This is a genomic window from Propionibacterium cyclohexanicum (assembly GCF_900111365.1).
GTDB lineage: Bacteria > Actinomycetota > Actinomycetes > Propionibacteriales > Propionibacteriaceae > Propionibacterium > Propionibacterium cyclohexanicum.
This window is the reverse complement of the sequence record NZ_FOGZ01000001.1, coordinates 15,347-31,295: the sequence shown is the minus strand read 5'-3', so window position 1 is coordinate 31,295 and position 15,949 is coordinate 15,347. Positions and strand designations below refer to the sequence as shown.

13 protein-coding genes and 1 other RNA gene are annotated in these 15,949 nt (G+C 67.1%); 10 read left to right on the top strand and 4 right to left on the bottom strand.

Going from position 1 to position 15,949, the window contains the following annotated elements; genetic code table 11:
* The first annotated feature begins 180 nt into the window (after positions 1-180).
* The 7 genes from BMX93_RS00150 to BMX93_RS00120 all read left to right on the top strand — a co-directional run bounded on the left by BMX93_RS00150 (position 181) and on the right by BMX93_RS00120 (position 8,844).
* Positions 181-1,827, top strand: coding sequence for an amidohydrolase (locus tag BMX93_RS00150; RefSeq protein WP_218139159.1), 1,647 nt, complete (start codon positions 181-183; stop codon positions 1,825-1,827).
* Positions 1,828-1,855: 28 nt separating this feature from the next.
* Complete coding sequence (locus BMX93_RS00145; protein ID WP_091966445.1) at positions 1,856-2,848, top strand: sugar ABC transporter substrate-binding protein; 993 nt, start codon at positions 1,856-1,858, stop codon at positions 2,846-2,848.
* A gap of 57 nt (positions 2,849-2,905) precedes the next feature.
* Positions 2,906-4,417 (top strand): sugar ABC transporter ATP-binding protein, encoded by a 1,512-nt coding sequence (locus BMX93_RS00140; protein WP_091966443.1) that lies wholly within the window; start codon positions 2,906-2,908, stop codon positions 4,415-4,417.
* A gap of 39 nt (positions 4,418-4,456) precedes the next feature.
* Positions 4,457-5,521, top strand: coding sequence for an ABC transporter permease (locus BMX93_RS00135; protein ID WP_091966441.1), 1,065 nt, complete (start codon positions 4,457-4,459; stop codon positions 5,519-5,521).
* 307 nt (positions 5,522-5,828) lie between these two features.
* Positions 5,829-6,899, top strand: coding sequence for a FecCD family ABC transporter permease (locus BMX93_RS00130; protein ID WP_218139158.1), 1,071 nt, complete (start codon positions 5,829-5,831; stop codon positions 6,897-6,899).
* Positions 6,896-7,744: an ABC transporter ATP-binding protein gene (locus BMX93_RS00125; RefSeq protein WP_091966439.1), complete on the top strand. Its 849-nt coding sequence runs from the start codon at positions 6,896-6,898 to the stop codon at positions 7,742-7,744. The genes BMX93_RS00130 and BMX93_RS00125 overlap by 4 nt, the downstream gene beginning before the upstream one ends.
* 11 nt (positions 7,745-7,755) lie before the next feature.
* Complete coding sequence (locus BMX93_RS00120; RefSeq protein WP_218139157.1) at positions 7,756-8,844, top strand: ABC transporter substrate-binding protein; 1,089 nt, start codon at positions 7,756-7,758, stop codon at positions 8,842-8,844.
* A gap of 445 nt (positions 8,845-9,289) precedes the next feature.
* On the opposite strand, the gene rnpB is transcribed toward BMX93_RS00120, so the two are convergent.
* An RNA gene (gene rnpB, locus BMX93_RS00115) (RNase P RNA component class A) lies at positions 9,290-9,677 on the bottom strand.
* A gap of 95 nt (positions 9,678-9,772) precedes the next feature.
* Positions 9,773-10,516, bottom strand: coding sequence for a zinc ribbon domain-containing protein (locus BMX93_RS00110; protein ID WP_091966437.1), 744 nt, complete (start codon positions 10,514-10,516; stop codon positions 9,773-9,775).
* A gap of 235 nt (positions 10,517-10,751) precedes the next feature.
* Here BMX93_RS00110 and BMX93_RS00105 point away from each other — a divergent pair, with 235 nt between their 5' ends.
* A complete protein-coding gene (locus BMX93_RS00105) occupies positions 10,752-12,203 on the top strand; it encodes an aminopeptidase P family protein (RefSeq protein ID WP_091966834.1) in 1,452 nt (483 codons plus the stop codon).
* Positions 12,204-12,248: 45 nt separating this feature from the next.
* Here the strand turns inward: BMX93_RS00105 and BMX93_RS00100 are convergent, their stop codons facing one another.
* Positions 12,249-13,037 (bottom strand): YflT domain-containing protein, encoded by a 789-nt coding sequence (locus tag BMX93_RS00100; protein WP_091966435.1) that lies wholly within the window; start codon positions 13,035-13,037, stop codon positions 12,249-12,251.
* Positions 13,038-13,128: 91 nt separating this feature from the next.
* The gene (locus BMX93_RS00095) at positions 13,129-13,992 is read right to left on the bottom strand and encodes an HpcH/HpaI aldolase/citrate lyase family protein (RefSeq protein WP_091966832.1); all 864 of its coding nucleotides are present in this window, start codon (positions 13,990-13,992) and stop codon (positions 13,129-13,131) included.
* A 66-nt stretch (positions 13,993-14,058) separates the two neighbouring features.
* Here BMX93_RS00095 and BMX93_RS00090 point away from each other — a divergent pair, with 66 nt between their 5' ends.
* Together BMX93_RS00090 and BMX93_RS00085 are read left to right on the top strand one after the other, a co-directional pair.
* Entirely contained in the window at positions 14,059-15,405 is a 1,347-nt protein-coding gene (locus tag BMX93_RS00090; RefSeq protein ID WP_091966433.1) for a magnesium transporter MgtE N-terminal domain-containing protein, read from the top strand.
* Positions 15,405-15,941 carry a DUF1003 domain-containing protein gene (locus BMX93_RS00085; protein ID WP_425438723.1) on the top strand — a complete coding sequence of 179 codons (537 nt, stop codon included), beginning with the start codon at positions 15,405-15,407 and terminating at the stop codon, positions 15,939-15,941. The genes BMX93_RS00090 and BMX93_RS00085 overlap by 1 nt, the downstream gene beginning before the upstream one ends.
* Positions 15,942-15,949 lie beyond the last annotated feature (8 nt).

Below are 15,949 nucleotides of genomic sequence, written 5' to 3'. Positions count from 1 at the left end.
CGTCTCGGCGGCACCGTCAGTTACAGCGTTGTGAAAACTATATTACAAGCCCACTTTTTAGACTCTGAGTCTGGGTTCTTGCTGCATGCTGTCTGTGGAACGACCGCCAGACAACCACTCCCTTGAGGAGATTCCGCCATGTCGCAATCCCAGTACATCGTCCGGGGACACCTTTGCACGATGAATCCCGCACAGCCTGTTGCCGAATCGATGCTCGTCGATGCTGGCCGCATCGCCGCCATCGATTCGTACCCGGAAATCCGTGCTCGTGCTCGCGCCGATGCCCCGATATTCGATGTGGCCGACGCAACAGTCCTGCCCGGACTCATCGACGTCCACACTCATCATGCGGTCGCCGGTCTCGGAGATCTCTTCGAGCTCACTTTCCCGCAATCTCTCGGGCCCCAAGAAATCGCCGCAAAGGTGGCCGAATGGGTAGCCGAGCACCCTTCCCAGGAATGGGCGATCGGGGGCAACTGGGGCTCCGATCAGTTGCCCCGGCTCGCCAGCGCGCAGGCCCTCGCGCTGCTCGACGCCGCATCCGGGGGGCACCCGGTGCTGCTCAAGGACGACACCCAGCACAACCGATGGGCCAACTCCGAGGCCATCCGGCGCGCCGGGTTCACCGCCGACTCATCCGATCCGGAGGGCGGCCACCTCGTGCGCGACGCATCCGGCGCGCTGACCGGAGTGCTCTTCGAACGGGCCGGGGCCCAGGTCGAACAGGCCCGGAGCGCCACAGGCGATCTCAGCGCCGCCGAGTACGCCCGCGGCTCCCAGCGCGGCATCGAGATCCTGCAGAGCTACGGAATCACCGCGATCCAGGAGGCTGCCGCAACGCCGCGTATCCTCCAGGGGCTCAGCCTGCTCGACTCCCAGGGCGAGCTGGATGCCTGGGTGGTGAGCTCCATGCTCATCAACGACAACATCTTCGGCAGCCCCGCCGTCGGGCTTCCCCTGCTCGACATCGCCCAGCAGTACCGCTCGAGGCACCACCTCCCCAACTACGCGAAGATCTTCATGGACGGCGTGCCCACCGCGCGCACCGGCGCCTTCGTCGAGCCCTATCTGCCCGTGCCCGGACACGGACAGGAGCGGGGCACGACGACCATGGATGTCGACGAGCTCTCCTCGTGGCTGGGGATCCTTGCTCAGCGAGGCCTGGGCGCGAAGATCCACTGCACGGGCGATGCAGCGGTGCACGTCGTCGTCGAGGCCGTCGAGAGGGTGCACAGCGAGGGAGTCTTCCTGCCGGTCCAGATCGCCCACGGCCAGTACGTCTTGAGCGAGGACATCCCGCGAATCGCGGAGCTCGGGATTGTCGCCGACATCTCTCCCTCGCTGTGGTTCCCCGGCCCGATGATCGATGCCATGAGACAGGTGCTCCCCGCCGAGCGCGCCGAACACCTGCAGCCCAACCGGGCACTGCTCGACCTCGGAGTGCCCATCGGGGGAGGATCGGACTTCCCGGTCTCACCCCAGCCCAATCCGTGGATCGGGATCGCCGGGCTCGTGACACGCAGCGACCCCACAGGGCAATACGAGGGCCGGCTGTGGCCGGAGCAGGCCATCTCGGTTGATGAGGCCATCGGCGCCTACACCCTGGGGGCAGCGCGGGTCATCGGGCTCGACGCCTTCACCGGCAGCCTGGAGGTCGGCAAATCAGCCGACTTCGTGGTACTCGACCAGGACCCCTGGGACATCCCTCCCGCCGAACTCGCCCGGATCCAGGTCCAGTCCACCTGGTTCGAAGGCCGGCAGGTCTTCGCCCGCTCCGATGCCGACCAGTGGGCACCAGCCCGGGCTCTTGCCAGCGCCCAAGCCTGATCGCCCCATACACCTCGAAGGAAAAGCCATGCGCTCAATCCGCTCCGTGTTCACCGCCCTCGTGGCCCTGTGCGCCGCCTTCGCCCTGGCGAGCTGCAGCACGATCACCGCCTCGGCAGGCGCGCCCTCGTCCAGTGGCCCGAAGACGGTGAAGAAGATCCTCGTCGACTATCCCTTCACGAGCCTGCCGATCTTCGGGATTCTGAAATCCCAGGTCGAGACCGTGGCCAAGGAGAAGAACGTCGCCGTCGAATTCACCAACGACAACAACGACCTCACCCAGCAGGTGTCGAATCTCACCACCTATCTCAATTCCGATATCGACGCAGTCATCTCGTTCCCGATGGACGCCTCGTCGCTGGGCGGCCTGGCGAAGCAGTACATGGACGCCGGAAAGCTGTGGATCACCTACGGCGGCGATATGAGCCAGCAGAGCGGCTCATTGCAATTCAGTTTCCGCGATTCCGGAGAGCAGCTCGGGAAGAATGCCGGCGAATGGGCGAAACAGGCGATCGGCGGCATGGGAAAGGCGATCATCCTCAAGGACGACGCCACCCAGATGGGCCAGGAACGTACCGCAGGCTTGGTCGCCGGACTCCACGAGAGCGCACCCGGCGTGCAGATCGTCGCCCAGGAGCAGGCAGTCACTCCCCAGGATGCCCTGACGGCCACGAATGCGCTGCTGTCGCAATACCCCGATGTGAACATCGTGCTCACCGCCGTGGGCGACGCCGGACAGGGCGCCTATCAGGCACTCATCGGCTCCGGCCGGCCGGCCGACAGCAGCACGACCTATGTGGGAGGGCTCGATGCGAACAAGTTCGCCCTGGAGCAGATGAAGGCCGGGACCTTCTACCGGGGCATCGTCACGATCTCCCCCGACGACATCAGCAATGCGATGGTCGACTATCCCGTCTCCGTGGGTGCCGGCACCGCCAAGCCGCTGTTCAACGTTCCGGTGAGCCTGGTCACACCGGACACCAAGGACGCCCTCGATGCCTTGCTCCGCTCGTTCCAGTGACCCATCGCCCATGCCAGCCGACGACGCCCGATGCGCCGCCCATCTGAGGAGACTTCCATGACGGTTTCGGTCAGCAAGCTCACCAAGCGCTATGGCGCGACCCTGGCCCTCGACAGCGTCGACCTGACCTTCCGCTCCGGTGAGGTGCACGCCCTGCTCGGGCACAACGGGGCAGGAAAGTCGACACTGATCGGCTGCCTCGGCGGAGGGACCACCCCGACCGCAGGATCCATCGAGATCGATGGCGTGGTGACCGAGGGGCTCACCCCCGGGTCGGCAATCAAGGCCGGCATCGCCGTGATCTACCAGCACCTGTCGGTCATGGACGGGCTGTCGGTGATGGACAACATCTTCCTGGGACAGGAACTGCACCGGGGACCTCTCATCGATCGCTCGGCCCAGCGCCTGCGGGCCAGCGAACTGCTGGGCAGGGTGAAGAGCTCCGCACGTCCCGACGACCTGGTGGGCGATCTGAGCATGGGCCAGCGCCAGCTCGTGGAGATCGCCAAGGCGCTCGAGCGCGACGCGAGACTGCTCATCCTCGACGAACCCACTGCCTCGCTGTCGGCCCGCGAATCCGAGGCCCTCGGCCAGCTCGTCCTTCAGCTCAAGACGGAGGGGATCGCCATTGTCTACGTCACCCACCTCCTGGAGGAGGTGATGCGGCTGGCGGATCAGGTGAGCGTGCTGCGCAACGGCCGGAAGGTGTGGTCGCACACCATCGAGGGGATCGGCAAGTCCGATCTCGTGACGGCGATCAGCGGGGAGCAGAGCGGCTTCGGCGTCCCAGAGCCGGTGAGCCCCGATGCGCCGGTCGTGCTCGGGCTCTCGGGCATCGAGGTCCATGACGCGCCGCCAGTTGATCTGAAGGTGCACGCCGGCGAAGCAGTCGCCCTCTACGGGCTCATCGGCGCCGGACGCACAAGGCTGCTCGAGACCCTCTTCGGGGCGCGGGCCGGCGCCCGGGGCGAACTGCGCGTCGACGGTCAGCCCATCCGAATACCCCGGGATCCGGCCGAGGCGATCGCCCGCGGAATCGGATTCGTGCCCTCGGACCGCAAGACCCAGGGCCTGTTCCCCGATTTCTCGGCCCTCGAGAACACCGTCTTGGCAGTTCAGCGCCACCGCGGCCATGGCCTGTGGCGCTCGGCTCGCTGGGAGCGGGAGTTGTTCACGGCAGTGGCCTCGGGGATGCGCCTCAATCCGAGTGCGCCAGGCCTGCCCGCACGCAGCTTCTCGGGGGGCAACCAGCAGAAACTGGTCATCGGACGGTGGGTCAATCCGGCCTCGAGCATTCGGGTGCTCCTGCTGGACGACCCCACCCAGGGTGTCGACGTTGGTGCACGGGAGGAGATCTACCGCATCCTTCGCCAGGAAGCCCACACGCGCCAGATCGCCATTCTCTTCGCGACCAATGAGCCCGAAGAGGTCCTCGCCCTGGGCCATCGCTGTCTCATCATGGCCCAGGGACGCATCCTCCGGGAGATCCGCTGCGCGGACAGCTCGCCCGAGCAGCTCCTCGACATCGTGCACAGCGCGGTTCCCAGCGCCCCGGCCGGCGTCCGCTGACACCCGGCAGAATCCATGCTCGGAAAGGAAACAACTGTCATGTCCACCTCACTGGCACGGTTCGGGCGCTTGCTCGGGCGTAGCCCCCTCCTCATCCTGCTCATCGTCCTGGTGATCGTGGTCCAGCTCATGACCGGGGCCCAGCTCACCTGGCCGAATCTGCGCGGTGTCCTGCTCGACAGCGCCGTCACCCTCACCATCGCCGCCCCTCTCGCGATGCTCGTGATCGCCGGCCAGATCGACCTGTCCGTGGGCTCGACCCTTGCCCTGGGTGGCGTGATCGCCGGTCAGGTTGCCAACAACGGCCATGGCAGCACCCTCGTGGCCCTCCTCGCCGCCATTCTCGCCGGCGCCCTGGTCGGGGTGGTGAACGGCGCGCTGAGCACCTATGGACGGCTGTCCTCCTTCATCGTCACCCTGGGCACCCTCACCGCGGTGCGCGGCGCCGCCCAGTTGCTGAGCCCGACACCGAGCGGGAACTACGGGCCGGGGTTCGGTTTCCTCGGCGTCGGCCTCGTCGCAGCAGTCCCTGTCTCCGTGTGGATCAGCGTGCTCCTGGTCGTGGTCCTCGCCGCCTTCCTCGCCTGGACGCCCACCGGCCGCCATGTCTACGCAATCGGGATCAATCCCGAGGCGGCCTATCTGTCGGGCATCCACGTGCGCCGGGTGCCCTTCGGCCTGTTCGTGGCGTGCGGGGCCGCGGCCGGACTCGCGGGCGCCTTCACCGCAGCTCGTCTCAACAGCGCGCCGGCCGGACAGCTGGGGCTGGGTTTCGAGCTCACCGCCCTCACGGCGGTCCTGCTCGGCGGTGTCGCGCTGACCGGGGGAAAGGGCAGCATGGGCGGCGTCGTCGTCGGTGTGCTGTTCCTGGGGCTACTGAAGAACGGCCTGACCTTGCTGCATGTGACGACCTTCTGGCAGCAGGTGGCCAGCGGGCTGGCGCTCATCGTCGCCGTGGCGATCTCGCTCCTCTCGCAGCGCGTGCGGCCTGTCCGTACGGTGGACCCCGCACCAGCGATCCCGGAAGAATCCGGCCCCGCGGACCTCTCCCCCGCTGCACACGATACGAACCCGGCACACAAGAGCCTTGCCATGAGCAGCTGACCGCAGGCCCGTTCACGAACCGGCACCCCTCGTCGAGGTGGTGCCGGTTCGTGCGCGCGCAGCCGCGACCTACCGCCTCACGCAATCCCGGCATCTGAGGCTGCCTGCCCGGATCGGTGTGGTGACGAAGGCGACCGGCAGCTGGCTGTCAACATCCGGACAGCTCATCCGAATCCGCGCATACGCGTAGAATCCTGCCTGTCATCCCCATTATCGGGATCTTCATCCTGCACCATTCGTACCTGCGGATTGCCGAGCCCCGCATCCCGACCCGGTCCGGCCTGCGTCGTCCACGAGAGAATGCGCCATGAACCGGACAGCCGTGCACTCGCACCAGCCGGAGGCCAGCGCGCGTGCGCGCGGAGCCCCCATGGCACCGCGGGCCGTGCTCCTCGCACTGCTCATCGCATTTCTCGTCATCTTCGTGGCCTCCTTCAGCCTCGGGCGTTTCGCGATCTCCCCACCGGTGGTCGTGGACACGTTCACGAAGCTGATCACCGGCCAGCCCTTGGTGCCATCACCCACGCACACCGTGCTCGTGCAGGTACGCCTGCCCCGCATCCTCGCCGCCACCCTCATCGGTGCCGCTCTGGCCACTGCCGGGACAGTCTTCCAAGGGCTCTTCCGCAACCCGATGGTCTCCCCCGACATCCTGGGCGCCACCTCCGGCGCCGGTTTCGGGGCGGCTGTGGGGCTCTTGATGTCCCTCAATTTGCTCGACGTCTCGCTGCTGGCCTTCGTCATGGGCGTGGCAGCGGTCCTAATGTCCTATTCGATCAGCGTCGTGGTGGGTCACGGTGACGACACCATCCTCATGCTCGTGCTCACCGGCATGGCGGTATACAACCTCTTCCTGGCCCTCATCTCGCTGGTGAAGTTCGTGGCCGATCCCGACAACAAGCTGCCGGCCATCACCTTCTGGCTCATGGGCGGGCTGTCCACGATCACCATGCGAAGCCTTGGAGTGCTTCTCATCCCGCTGCTCGTGGGCTGGATACCGATCCTCCTGCTGCGTTGGAAACTGAACGTGCTGTCCTTCGGCGAGGAAGAGGCTCAGGCCCTGGGCATCAGCACGGGCAGGCTTCGCTGGATCTTCATCATCTGTGCCACGCTGCTCACCGCCTCGTCCGTGGCCGTGAGCGGGATCATCGCCTGGGTAGGCCTGGTGATTCCCCATGTGGCTCGCCGATTCGTCGGGCCCAATTTCACCCAGCTGATACCGGCGTCGATGCTGTGCGGATCCGCCTTCCTGCTCCTCGCCGACGACGTGGCGCGCACGGCGACCGCCCAGGAGATCCCGCTGGGCATCCTCACCTCCCTCATCGGCGGCCCCTTCTTCATCCTGCTGCTCGTCCATGGCCGGACGGTGAACCGATGAGGCTCACTGTCGACGACCTGTCCTGTGGCTACGGCGAGCACCGAGTGGTGGACGAGCTCTCGCTGACGGTGGATTCCGGGGAGGTGATGTGCCTGCTCGGCCCCAACGGGGTCGGCAAGACCACCCTGTTCAAGACCATCCTCGGCTTCCTCGCACCCCAGGGAGGCAGGGTCTTGATCGACGGGCGTGACGCCCGCACACTCGGCCGCCGTGAACAGGCCCGACTCATTGCCTATGTGCCGCAGGCTCATACCCCGCCCTTCCCCTTCAGCGTGCGCGATGTCGTGACGATGGGGCGCACCGCCCGGCTCGGACTGTTCTCCTCGCCGGGCCCGGCCGACAAGGCCTTGGCCCTCGAGTCCCTCGAGCGCCTGGGCATCGATTCCCTGGCCGAGCGCCCGTACACCGAGATCAGCGGCGGCGAACGCCAGATGGTGCTCATCGCCCGCGCGCTCACCCAGCAGGCCCAGCTGCTCATCATGGACGAGCCCACGTCGAGCCTGGACTTCGGCAACCAGGTACGCGTGCTGCGCCAGGTGCGCCGGCTGGCCGGCGAGGGACTGTGCATCGTCATGACCACCCACGAGCCCGACCATGCCCTCTGGTGCGATGCCCGAGTCACCCTGCTCGAGCCACACGGCCCGGCCCAGGTGGGCTCGGCAGCCGAGATCATCACCGAGGCCGCCATGAACCGCGCCTACGGGGTCGCAGTTCGCATCGGTTCCATCGCAGGCCCGGGGGGTCCCCCCGTCGAGGCGTGCGTGCCCTTGCTCACCCATTCTTCGGTGCCGGATCGATCCGCCAGCAACCAGCTGTCCGCCCGGGCATCGCAGCAACGATCATGAGGAGATCACCCATGCGATTGCACACCAGTTCTTCGGCCACCAGACTCGTGACCGGCACGCTCGGCGCGTGCCTGGCCCTGTCAATGGCTGCCTGCTCGGCCAGCCCGGCGGCGTCGTCCAGCTCGCCCTCCGCCACAGCGTCCACCCAGACCATCACGGACCAGTCGCAGCGCACGGTGAGCGTGCCCACCTCGATCAACCGAATCGCCGACTCCTGGCCCGCCCACACCGAGGTGCTCATGCTGCTGGGTGCCGGCAACAAGATCGTGGCGACGGCGAACACCCCCAAGTCGAGCCCATGGATGTTCACGGTGCAGCCGAGCCTCAGAAACGCAGTCACCACGAACGCGCAGAACTTCAACACCGAAGCGCTGGCAGAAAAGCAGCCCGATATCCATTTCATGTCACCGGGCACCACGAACTCCGACAAGATCCAGGCCATGGGCATTCCGACGGTGCAGCTCTACTTCTCGACCTATGAACAGATGAAGCAGACGATCTCGATCACGGGACAGATCCTGGGCAAGGACGCCAGCGCGCGCGCCGCCGCCTACGACGCATACCTCGACCACACGGTCTCCGATGTCCAGAAAGTCACCGCGACGATCCCCGCTGCAAGCAAGCCAAAGGTGCTGCACATCCAGTCACTCGAGCCCCTGCAAGTGGACGGCTCCGATACGATCATCGATCAGTGGATCAAGGACGCCGGCGGCGTGAACGCGGCCCAGTCCATCACGGGAAACAAGAAGCCCGTCTCGATCGAGCAGGTCACGGCCTGGAACCCCGACGTGGTGATCATCGGGACCGGCGATCCCGGCTCCGCGGCTGCCCTCGAGAAGGACCCAGCCTGGGCAGGCGTGAAAGCCGTGCAGGACAAGAAGGTGTACTCAAACCCGGCTGGAGTCTTCCAGTGGGACCGCTACAGTCCCGAAGCTGTCCTCGAGCTGCCCTGGGCCGCCAAGACCCTTCACCCCGAGCTCTTCCCGAATACCGACATGAATTCCCTGGTCAAGCAGTACTACCAGCAGTTCCTGAACTATCCGCTCAGTGACGCCCAGGCACAGCTGATCCTGGCTGGAAGGCCCCCAGCGAACAGCTGACGGCCAGCCGCGCTCCGCTCCCACCGACTGCCCACCAGGCCCCAGGCCCTGGGGCGACCACGCCACACCCCGCCCTGCGACCCGTCGACCACGAGCTGCCTCACGAAGACCGCCCGCGAGGGGATCCCCCCTGACTCAGATGAAAGCGCCCGCGAGATGGGGCTCTTCACGAGCTGTTTCTGACTCAAGTTGGGCGATTCGCCAGGCTTCGGGGCGTGAGGGCGAAGTTGCGTCACTTTTGGCACGAGTGGGGCTCGGACACAAGTGGGCTGAGGAAACCATGAACACGTACGCGCACCTGCGGCCTGACTCCGGCGACCGCAGCCAGGACGCCGGCGAGGCGGCTCCGCGGGCGGAGCCTGGACAGGAGTTCGGGAATCCTTCTGACTCCCTGCGGACTTCCAGCCACCCTGGCCAGAGTCTTGCCTAGTCACAGACAGAATTGGTGACGAGTCGGCCGATAAGCCGGATTCTGTGGCTCGATGAGCCGATGACCATCCATCTGCGACCGCTGTTGCCAGCGGCCTTCCCCCGGCACTCGCGCACCGGGCGTGCAACCTACCCGCAGACTCGGGCGGGCAGCCCTCGAACGCCTGCGCGGACCCGAAGGTCCTTCTTGGTCTTGCTCCGGGTGGGGTTTGCCATGCCGCCGCAGTCACCTGCGACGCGGTGGTCTCTTGCACCGCCGTTTCACCCTTACCCGATTGCTCGGGCGGTTTGTTTTCTGTGACACTGTCCCGCGGGTCACCCCGGGTGGATGTTATCCACCACCCTGCCCTGTGGAGTCCGGACTTTCCTCAGCGCCAAGGCACCGCGGTCATCTGGCCGACTCGTCGCCAGCAGTCTAGCGCCGCGCCTCACCTTCGCCGCCACGCGGAGGTGGCGAGCCGGCCCATTGAGCCGGTTCAGCGGGCAGCTGTGCACCGGCTCACAGGCCAGACTTCTCGGTGCGCACCAGGATGCGCCCGCACTCCTCGCAGTGCAGCACCTCGGTGGCCGGGGCGGCGGCGAAGCGGCGCAGCTCGGCGACGTCGAGTTCCAGCCCGCACCCTCCGCATCGGCGGGCACGCAGCTCCGCCGCTGCCGTCGAGCCTGATCGCTTGTGAATGCGCTCATAGTCGGCCAGCAGATCGGCCGGCAGCGACTCGGCCGCGGCGGTGCGTTCCCGGGTGAGTGACTCGGCCTGACGCGCGATCGTGGCCTTGGTGTCCTCGCGCTGGCTCAGCAGTGCCCGCATCCGGTTCTCGATCTCGGTGCGCTGCGCGACGAGCTCCTCGTGCTGGCGCCCCTCGTCCTCGACCTGCTGCATGGCTTCCAGCTCGTCCTCCTCGAGGTCGTCGATGCGTCCCTTGAGATGATCGATCTCGGCCTGAAGACTTGCCATCGCCCGCTGCTCGACGACCAGCCCGTCCTTGGCGCGCTTCTCGTCGCGCTCCAGCCGGGCCCTTACCGGCGTGAGATCGGCCTCGGCGCGCTCGAGCTGACGCTGGGCGTCCTCCTGGCGGGTCTTCGTCGCCGTGATCCGCTCCACCAGCTCCAGGCGGACGGTCTGGAGCTGCGCCAGCTCCTCGTTCTCGGGCAAGTGCCCGGACTGGTGACGCAGCTGCAGCAGCTTCGAGTCGAGCGCAGCGACATCGAGCAGCCGTCGTTGGGCGGTGGGATCGGCGAGCATGGGAGTCCTTCCTGTTCGGACCAGGCTATCCGGCCCCGAAACTGTCGGTCGGGCAGTTCCGCCCACCTGAACCCAGGGCAGCTCCGCCCACCTGAACCCAGGGCAGTTCCGCCCACCTGAACCCCGGGCAGCTCTGCCCGCCAGGGACCCTGGGCAGTTCTGCCCGCTTGGACCCTAGTATCGGAGCACGGGCCGCATACGGCGCCCCGATCCGGTGAATGTGGTGATGATGGCGATGGCACAGGAAAAGATCGAGCTCCCCAAGGGACGCGCGCCCTTCTCGGAGGCGTTCAAGGCGTTCATCTCGCAGGGCTGGTCGCCCTACGATCCGAACCCTCCCCAGACCTTGGCCTCCGCGCCGAGCGCCGCGGCTCACCGCCTTGAGGCCTCACAGCTGTTTCCCGGAGAGCGCCTGGTCATCCCTGCCGGCGCCTACAAGGTCCGCAACAACGATTGCGACTACGCCTTCCGCCCCCATTCCGGGTTCGCCCAGATGACCGGGTTGGGCACCGACCGCGAGCCCGACGCGGTGCTCGTCGTGGAACCCGACGCCAGCGCGAGGCTCTACTTCCACCCGCGCGTGCCGCGCACCGATCCCGAGTTCTATGCCTCGCCGCGATATGGCGAGATGTGGGTGGGCCAGCGCGAATCACTCGACGAGATGTCGGCGCTGTGTGGATTCCCGACTGGCGACATCACGGAGCTCCCGCAAGCCCTGACCTCCGGACATGGAAGGGTGCCGCTGCGGGTGGTACGCGACGCCGATCCGTCTGTCACCGCCCTGGTTGACGCGCTGCGGGGCGAAGCGCAGCTCGACCGCGATTCGGAGTTGAGCACCGCACTGAGCGAGCTGCGGCTCGTCAAGGACGACTGGGAGCTCGCTCAGCTGCGCGAGGCCTGCCGCCTCACCGCACTGGGCTTCGAGGACGTCGTCGCGAACATGGCCCGCGCCGTGGAATACGGCCGCGGCGAGCGCTGGGTCGAAGGCATCTTCGGTCTGCATGCCCGCCACGACGGCAATGCGGTGGGCTATGACACCATCGCGGCCGCCGGCGATCATGCGAACACGCTGCACTGGGTGCGCAACGATGGCCCCCTGGTGCCCGGCGAGCTGCTCCTCATGGACGCCGGCATCGAGCTCGACAGCCTCTTCACAGCCGACATCACGCGAACGATGCCGGTCGGCGGGCACTTCTCCGAGGAGCAGCGCCAGATCTACGACGCCGTGCGGGCCGCCCAGCAGACCGGCATGGACGCCGCCCGCCCCGGCGCCCAGTTCGCCGATGTGCACGCCGCCGCGATCGGCGTGCTCACCCAGGCCTTCGCTGACTGGGGCATCCTGCCGGTGAGCGTGGACGAAGCGCTCAGCCCCCAGGGCGGCCAGTTCCGCCGCTGGATGGTCCACGGCACTAGTCACCACCTCGGTCTGGACGTGCACGACTGCGCGCAGGCCAGAGCCGAGCACTACCGCCTCGGCGAGTTGAGGCCCGGCATGGTGATCACAGTGGAGCCGGGCATCTACTTCAAGTCGACAGATCTCATGGTTCCCCCGCAGCTGCGCGGCATCGGCGTACGGATCGAGGACGACATCGTCATCACCCCGAATGGGTACGAGATCCTCTCCAGCCACCTGCCTCGCGACAGCCACGAGGTGGAATCCTGGATGTCGACCATCGCGCCCCGCTGAGCAGGGCCCGCCGGCTCCCGGAACCGGCTCGAGACCGCCGAGAACTCAGCCCTGGCCGCGGTCGGTGGGATCGAAGGTCCTCGGGGCCTGCGGCTCCCGGGGCCCCTGGGGAGCACCCGGACTTTGCGCACCCGGAGTCTGCGGGCCGGGCCACTGCGGGTTCTGCGCACTCGGGCTCTGAGCACCCGGGTCCTGCGGGCCGGGTGCCGGCTGTGGCGGCCACGCCGGCGGCGGGAAGGACGAGGGGTCGGGATCGCCTGTCGACGGCTGACCCGGGCCAGCCTGCGTCCAGGGCTCGGGGCTTGCCGAGGGGCGTCGGGGCTCGCGCCCCTGTCCGGCGCCACCCGAGAGCAGGGCCCGCGCCTGGCTCGCCACCGGGGCTTCTCCCAGGATCTCGTAGCGGGTGGCCATGACCTGGGTCGCCGAGGTGAAGTCACGACGGCCCCCCGTCATCGCGTAGCTGATCGACGAGGTGATGAGGTTGGCGATGATGAAGATGGACACCGCCCCGAACAAGGCCAATGACAAGCTCGTGGAGGGCATCAGCAGTTTGATGAACAGGGCACCGAGCACGCCCCAGGTGACACCGGTCATCACCGCGGTGGCGATCACCTTGCCCCAGTTCAGGCCGCCAGTGATGCGTTCGACACTCTTGAGATCGGTGCCGACGATCGACAGGTTCCCGACCGGGAAGCGCTGATCCGCCAGATAATCGACAGCGTGCTGGGCATCCTCGTAGGAGTCGTAGACCGCTATGGACACGGGGTGCTGCAGCGTGAACCGCTGGGCAACACGCCCCGACTGGGCGTTGCCCTGGGGACCGAAGAATGACATGGCACGCTCCTGTGGCCGAGGGGACGATCGCATTCACGACCGACCCCTCCACCCTAACCGGCCCTGCCGGGCGCCGAAGGCGTGGTCACTCTCAGCGAGCACCGATCGCGTCGTACATGGCCAGGGTGCGCCGCGCGGTCTCCACATGGAGGTTCTCGATCATCCTGCCCTCGAAGGTGACCACCCCCTCGCCTCGTGCCAGGGCCGCCTCGAAGGTGGCAATGAGGGCGCGGGCCCGCTCAACCTGCGTTTCACTGGGCGCCCAGGTCTGGTTCGCGAAGGCCAGCTGACAGGGATGGATGAGGGTCTTGCCGTCGAATCCGAGGTCGCGTCCGGCCAGGCACTCCTTCTCGAAACCCTGCTGATCGTGCACATCGTTGTACACGCCGTCGAGGGCCACGAGATGATGGGCACGGGCAGCGCAGATCACTGCGGACAGGGCATAGCCCAGCGGCGCACGTCCGGCCACCTCGCGGGCCCCCAGCTCGGCGAGCAGATCGTTGGTTCCCACGACCACCGCCTCGAGGCGTTCGCAGGCACCGCAGATGGCGTCGGCATCGAGAATGGCGCGGGGCGTCTCGAGCATCGCCCACAGTCTGGTTCGGTCTGGTGCGCCCAGTTCGCTCAGCCGAAGGGCCAGCGCTGCCAGCTGCTCGGGACTGTCCACCTTCGGTACGGTGATCGCGTCTGGTCCTGCCTGGCATACCGCAGCCAGATCGTCCTCGTGCCAGGCGGTGCCCACCCCATTGACACGCACCACTAGCTCTCGGTGGCCGTAGTTGCCTGAGGTCACCGCCTCGCAGGCGGCGCGCCGGGCGCTGGCCTTTGCCTCGGGCGCCACCGCGTCCTCCAGATCGAAGATCACCGCGTCGCAGTCAAGCGAGGTGGCTTTCGCCATGGCCCGTGGATTGGACGCTGGCATGTAGAGCACCGAACGGCGCGGACGCAGGCTCATGAACACCACGCTAGTCCGGTCGCGGCGGCCGGGCTCCCCACGGGTCGGCTCGAGTAGTCTTTGCACGTGAGTGCGAATCCCTCATCCGTCTTCCTGTCTCGGCTCCAAGGGCTTCCCGTACTCGACGCCTCCGGCGATCAAATCGGTAAGGTGCGCGATTTCGTCGGCCAGATCCGCGTCTCTGGGCGTCCGCCGACGATCAAGGGCGTGGTGGTGGAGCTCCTGGCCGCCCGAAGGATCTTTGTCCCGATGCTCCGGGTGTACAGCCTCGACGCGAACCAGGTCAGCCTGTCCGGAGTCATCGACGCACGCCGGTTCGTCAAGCGCGACACCGAGACACTGGTCTACGACGACCTGTTCGACAGAGCGGTGATGGCCCCCGACGGCAAGCCGGCCACGATTTTCGATGTGGCGATGCGCCAGGTGCACGTGCGCCAGTGGGAGATCCACGAGGTGGCGCTGCGCGAAACGCTGCCCAAACGCCCATTCGGCTTCACCTCGCGCAAGGGTGCGATCCGCACCGTGCACTGGTCCCAGATCGCGTCCTCCGTGGCCGCGGCGGACCAGGCGACCGACCGGAAGGTTGCCCAGCTGGTGGACATGCGCCCCGCTGACGTGGCCCGCGAGCTGCATGACATGGACCCCAGCCGGCGTGCAGAGGTGGCCCGGGCGCTGGCGGACGAGCAGCTGGCCGATGCCTTCCAGGAACTACCCGAGGACGAGCAAGTCTCGTTGCTGTCCTCCCTCGAGGTGGAACGCGCCGCCGACGTCTTGGAGGAGATGGACCCCGACGACGCCGCCGACCTCATCGGCGACCTGCCCGACGAGATCGCCGAGGACCTGCTGCAGCGCATGGAGCCCGAGGATGCCGCCGATGTCCGCAGTCTCATGCAGTACGAGGAACTCACCGCCGGCGGCATGATGACGCCGGAACCGGTGATCCTTCCGCCCGATGCGACGATCGCCGATGCCCTGGCCAAGGTGTGCAATCCCGAGGTCACTCCCTCGACCGCTTCGATGGTGTTCATCACCCGCACGCCCACGGACACCCCCTCGGGTCGTTATCTCGGGGCCGTGCACATCCAGCGCCTGCTGCGCGAGCCGCCGAGCGTGATGGCCGCCACGGTCATCGACACGACGCTTCCCACCCTGCGTCCCGAGGACGATCTGTCGAAGGTCAGCCGTTTCTTCGCCACCTACAACCTGGTCGTTGCCCCGGTGGTCAACACCTCCGGCCAGCTCATCGGTGCCGTGACCGTGGACGACGTGCTCGACCACATGCTGCCCGACGACTGGCGCGGCGACCAGATGGACGGGATCGATCATCCCGACGAGCAGGAAGCCAATCCGGACACGCCCACGGGCACGCCCGGATCCACCCCCGTCCACTCACAGTCCCAGGAGGCACGCTGATCGTGGAGAACACCCGTGCCGAGGAACGGCTGAGCACACCGGGAGATCGTTCCCGCTTCCCGCACCGACCGCATATCACGCTCTCCCAGGAGAGTTTCGGGCAGTTCGCCGAATTGATCGCCCGCTTCATGGGCAGCCCGACCTTCATCTTGTGGATGTCGGTCTTCGTTGTCGTCTGGATCTCGCTCAATGTGCTGGGCGGCTGGAAGCACTGGGACCCCTACCCCTTCATCCTGCTCAACCTGGCCTTCTCGACCCAGGCTTCCTACTCCGCCCCGCTGATCCTGCTGGCCCAGAACCGCCAGGAGGCACGCGACAAGCTGAGCCTGGACGACGACCGGCGGGTGGCCGCCCAGTCGCGCGCCGATATGGACTTCCTGGCCCGCGAGGTCGCCTCACTGCGCGCCAGCGTGGGTGAGGTCGCCACCCGCGACTTCGTCCGCTCGGAGCTGCGCGACCAGCTCGAGGAGCTACTCATCGAGCTGGACCACAGCCGCGATCCCGAGGAATCCGACCAGGCACAGGCCAAGGCCTGAGCAGCCCC

Coding starts and splice junctions, on each gene's coding strand:
- BMX93_RS00100 (WP_091966435.1), bottom strand. CDS start 13,037: ATGTCATTCTTCGGTCCCCAGGGCAACGCCCAGTCGGGGCGTGTTGCC.
- BMX93_RS00095 (WP_091966832.1), bottom strand. CDS start 13,992: ATGAGCCTGCGTCCGCGCCGTTCGGTGCTCTACATGCCAGCGTCCAAT.
- BMX93_RS00110 (WP_091966437.1), bottom strand. CDS start 10,516: ATGCTCGCCGATCCCACCGCCCAACGACGGCTGCTCGATGTCGCTGCG.
- BMX93_RS00135 (WP_091966441.1), top strand. CDS start 4,457: ATGTCCACCTCACTGGCACGGTTCGGGCGCTTGCTCGGGCGTAGCCCC.
- BMX93_RS00130 (WP_218139158.1), top strand. CDS start 5,829: ATGAACCGGACAGCCGTGCACTCGCACCAGCCGGAGGCCAGCGCGCGT.
- BMX93_RS00125 (WP_091966439.1), top strand. CDS start 6,896: ATGAGGCTCACTGTCGACGACCTGTCCTGTGGCTACGGCGAGCACCGA.
- BMX93_RS00145 (WP_091966445.1), top strand. CDS start 1,856: ATGCGCTCAATCCGCTCCGTGTTCACCGCCCTCGTGGCCCTGTGCGCC.
- BMX93_RS00105 (WP_091966834.1), top strand. CDS start 10,752: ATGGCACAGGAAAAGATCGAGCTCCCCAAGGGACGCGCGCCCTTCTCG.
- BMX93_RS00140 (WP_091966443.1), top strand. CDS start 2,906: ATGACGGTTTCGGTCAGCAAGCTCACCAAGCGCTATGGCGCGACCCTG.
- BMX93_RS00150 (WP_218139159.1), top strand. CDS start 181: ATGAATCCCGCACAGCCTGTTGCCGAATCGATGCTCGTCGATGCTGGC.
- BMX93_RS00120 (WP_218139157.1), top strand. CDS start 7,756: ATGCGATTGCACACCAGTTCTTCGGCCACCAGACTCGTGACCGGCACG.